Source organism: Delftia sp. ZNC0008 (assembly GCF_000799035.1).
GTDB classification, from domain to species: Bacteria; Pseudomonadota; Gammaproteobacteria; order Burkholderiales; family Burkholderiaceae_C; genus Comamonas; species Comamonas tsuruhatensis.
Window position 1 is genome coordinate 1 of sequence record NZ_JTKZ01000250.1, and the last position, 4,168, is coordinate 4,168.

Below are 4,168 nucleotides of genomic sequence, written 5' to 3' on the forward strand. Positions count from 1 at the left end.
CGACGAGACCATCACCGTGCACAACAACCGCACGGAGCGGGTGGACCACGACGAGAAGATCAGCATCGGCGACAACCGCAACGAGGATGTCGGCATCGACGAGAACATCTCCATCGGCAAGAACCAGCGCATGCGCATAGGCTCCAGCAAGTCCGAGACCGTGGCCCTGAGCTATACGCAGAGCACGGGCATCGCCAAGATGATGAACGTCGGCATGGCTTACAGCCGCAATGTCGGCATGGCGATGAACTCCTTCGTCGGGCTCATGAAGGCCAGCCAGGTGGGCGGAACCCAGTCGCTGAAGGTAGGCCAGACCTATAGCGCAGACATCGGCAAGCGCATGGACCTCAGCGTGGGCGAGCGCCAATCGGTGACCGTGGGCCAGATCAGCGTGCACTCCAGCGGAGAGCACCTGGAGCTGGCCTGCGGCAAGGCCAGGATCGTCCTCCAGAGCAATGGTGGCATCTACCTGCAGGGCGTGCACATCCAATTGCAGGGCGAAGGCGCCATCAACGGCGACGCCGGCCGCATCCACTGGAACTGCGGCGCCAGCCGGTCCGCACCGTCCGCTCCGCCAGGGCCCTCCTCATCACCCGCCGCAGCCGACGCGCAGCCGCTGCCCGAGCTTGTGGGAATCAACGGAACCGTCGGGCGCTGAGCATCTTTCAAGGGAGGAACCGGCATGAACAAACCCGCAGCCCGCCAGGGCGACATGACCAAGAAGGGCGGCCCTGTCATCCAGGGCTCGTCCACCGTCTTCATTGGCTCCAGTGGCGGCGTCGCCTGCTCGGCATGCCCGGGCGGACGCGCCGAAGGCAACCCTGTGAACCCCGTGCTGGGCGCCAAGGTCCTGACCGCAGAAGTCGATCTGGCCCTGCCAGGACCGCTGCCGCTGCACCTCTCGCGCGACTACTCCAGCTACCAGACGCCCACGCCAGCCCCCGTGGGCCTGCTGGGTCCGGGCTGGTGGATGCCCGGCGAACTTGGCCTGCAGGCAAGCCGCGAGCAGCTCATCGTTCACGACGGCCAGGGCCGCAGCATCTGCTTCGACCCGCTGGCGCCCGGCGAAGTCGCCTACAGCGCCAGCGAGCATCTTTGGCTGGTACGCGGCGGCAGGGAGCGGCTGCTGGGCGAAGGCCATCCTCAGCGCGTGGCGCATTCCTACCTGGCCCTGCCTTTGGAACTGCGCCAGGGCCGCGACTTCATCCTGGCCACCTCTTCTGCCTTGGGGCCGTGGTGGGTGCTGGGCCCCGAGCGCGGCATGGCGGCTGGCACCGAAGCCGCTGAATCCACCGATCCGGATACAGCCGCCAGCGAAGACCCGCCCGGCCCGGACAAGCGCCATGTGCTGCTGGGCCTTGTGGACCGATTCGGCAACCAGCTGCGGCTGTTTCGCCACGCCAAGGGCGAGTTCAAGGGACTGGTGAACTTCATTGATGACGGCGCGGGCCGGCGCTATCAGCTGGAGCTGCAGCGCTGCAGGCCTGCGCAGGAGGCGGCGCACGGCTGGGGGGCGGACGCCGGCATCCGCCTGATGGCCGTGCACCTGAAGCACGACCCGGCTTTCGGCAGGCAACCGCCCCCGGAGCCCCTGGTGCGCTACGAGTACAGCCCGCGCGGGGAACTGCAGGCAGTCCATGGGCGCGATGGCCGGATCATGCGGCGCTTTCTCTATGACCCGCGGCACCCGGGCCGCATGGTGGGCCACAGCCATGCGGGCCGCCCCACCAGCCGCTACACCTACGACGACCAGGGCCGGGTCATCGAGCAGCACAACCCCGAGGGACTGGACTACCGCTTCGACTACAGCGCCCACCAGGAGCCCGGCGCCGACCCAGCCAGCCCGCCCCAGGCCAGCACCCTGGTCACTGACGGTCTGGGACGCCAGCGCCGCTACCTCTTCACCGGCGAAGGCGGCCTGCGTCGCATTGCCTGCATCATCGAGGCCGATGGCAGCCGGCACAGCTATCGCCATGACAGCGCGGGCCGGCTGGTCGAGGCCACCGACCCGCTGGGACGGCAGACCACCTACCGGCTGGATACCGCCAGCGGCGACGTCACCGGCATCACCGACAGCGCCGGGCGCACAACCGAGCTGCAGTACAACCTGCACGGACAGGTCACCCGCAGCAGCACCCCGGCCGCAGGCAACGAATCCGCTGTCCACCAATGGCGCTACGACCCGCTGGGACTGCTGCAGGAGCACATCGACCCTCTGGGCCACAGCACCCGCTATCACTACCCGGAGCCCGCCTCCGATGCCCCGTCTGCCGGCGCCGAGCCCGCCCCCCTTCGCCACTTGCCCATCGCCGTCACCGATGCCAAGGGCGGACGCCAGGAACTCCAATGGGACGCCCGAGGCCTGCTGCTGCGCCGCCAGGACTGCTCCGGCCGCAGCACGCGCCAGGCCCATGACGCCTGGGGAAACCTGGTGGCCATCTACGGCGAGGAAGGCGGCAAGCTGTCGTTCACCTACGATGACGCCGCCCGGCTGACGGCCAGCATCGACGCGCTGGGCGAGGTCACGCGCTATGGCTACAACGCCGGCGGCGACCTCGAACGCATCGAACACCCTGACGGCCACCTGGAGCAATTTGCCTTCGATGCCTGGGGCCGCACCATCGGCTACCGCTACGGAGCGCAGGACAGCTTCTTCCACCAACGCTACCTGCGGGACAAGGCCGGCCGCCTGGTCGAACTGCACAACGAAAACGCCAGCATCCACCGCCTTCGCTACGACAGCCAGGACCGGGTGGTCGAAGAGACCGGGTTTGACGCCAGCCCCAGGCACTACCAATACAACGCGGCCGGCCAGGTCACCGCCAGCAGCGACGCCCTGCACCAGACCCTGCACCACTACGACGAGCGCAATGGCCAGTTGCTGGCGCGCAGCATCTCGGCGCTGCCCGCCGAAGGGCAGGAGCCGGCCCCCATCGCCACGGAGCACTTCGACTACGACAGCGCGGGCACCCTGACCGGTGCCCACCACGTGGTGCACGGCGGCTACCGGCTGGGCACCCTGTTCGAACGCGACCTGCTGGGCCGCACGCTTGCGGAGACCCAGCAAATGCATGGCCCGCAGGGCGAGCTGCTGTGGCAGCACCGAAGCCAGCGGCAACTGGACGAGATGGGACAGGTCACGCAAAGCACCATCACCGGACTGCCTCCACTGCAATGGCTGCACTACGGCCCGGGCCACCTGCACGGCCTTTTACTGAGCGGGCGCAACGTGCTGGAGCTGGAACGCGATGCCCGCCACCGGGAGATCCAACGGCGCTGCGGAGCCACGACCGTGCAGCGCGCCTATGACAGCCTCTCGCGCCTGACCACCACCCGCCTGATCAGGGACGCGACCCATCTGCGCGGCCCCGGCGCTGCCGCCGCCCAGGCTGCCGGCGAAACCCCGTCAGGCCCCGCGCTGGGCCAACTCAACCGCAGCCACCAGTACAACGCATTGGGCCAGTTGTGCGGCACAGGCACGGCACAAGGCCCCTGGGCCTACGGGTATGACCCTGCAGGCCGGCTGGTCCAGGCCAAGGGCCCGGGCCTGGACCAGCACTGGCAGTACGACCCCGCAGGCAACCGGCTGTTTGCGCACCAGCAGAGCCATCATGCCGCCCGCCAATGGAACGACGAAGTCCGGCAGAACCTGCATGACCCGGACTTCAACCTCCTGCAGGCAGACCACAGCGACCGGGACCGCAGCCACCCGCCCTGCTGGCCCGGCAACCGCATCCTGCAGGACGACCAGCACCAATACCGCCATGACAGAGCGGGCAACCTGCTGGAAAAAAGGGGACCGCGGCAAACCCATCGCTACCAATGGGACCACGCCAATCGCCTCATCGGCCATGCCGTTCAAACGAACGATGCGGACAAGCAGCGCGAGGCATCCGCCCGCACGGATGACGCTCCCACCAGCCAGTACTTCTACGACGTCTTCGGCCGCCGCATCGCGCGCCGCATCGCCCGTCCCGCCAGCCACCCGGCCGATGCCGATGCCAGTGCAGCCGAGGGCGACGACCACGCAACCCTGGTCTTCTACGGCTGGGACGGCGACCGGCTCACCCTCACCCAATTGCCGCCCCGGGACAGCCGGCCCATGCGGCGCATCCACACCCTCTACGAACCGCACAGCCACGTTCCCCTGCTGCGCGTGGAAACCGCA

2 protein-coding genes are annotated in these 4,168 nt (G+C 68.5%); both read left to right on the forward strand.

All coding sequences use genetic code 11. The features are described 5' to 3' along the window. Window positions 1-658, forward strand: a 658-nt coding sequence (locus L995_RS32915) for a bacteriophage T4 gp5 trimerisation domain-containing protein (RefSeq protein WP_047470892.1), incomplete at its 5' end; no start/stop codon positions are given. Window positions 659-682: 24 nt separating this feature from the next. After that, window positions 683-4,168 (forward strand): DUF6531 domain-containing protein (locus L995_RS08235; protein ID WP_047470893.1); only part of this gene is annotated, 3,486 nt, incomplete at its 3' end.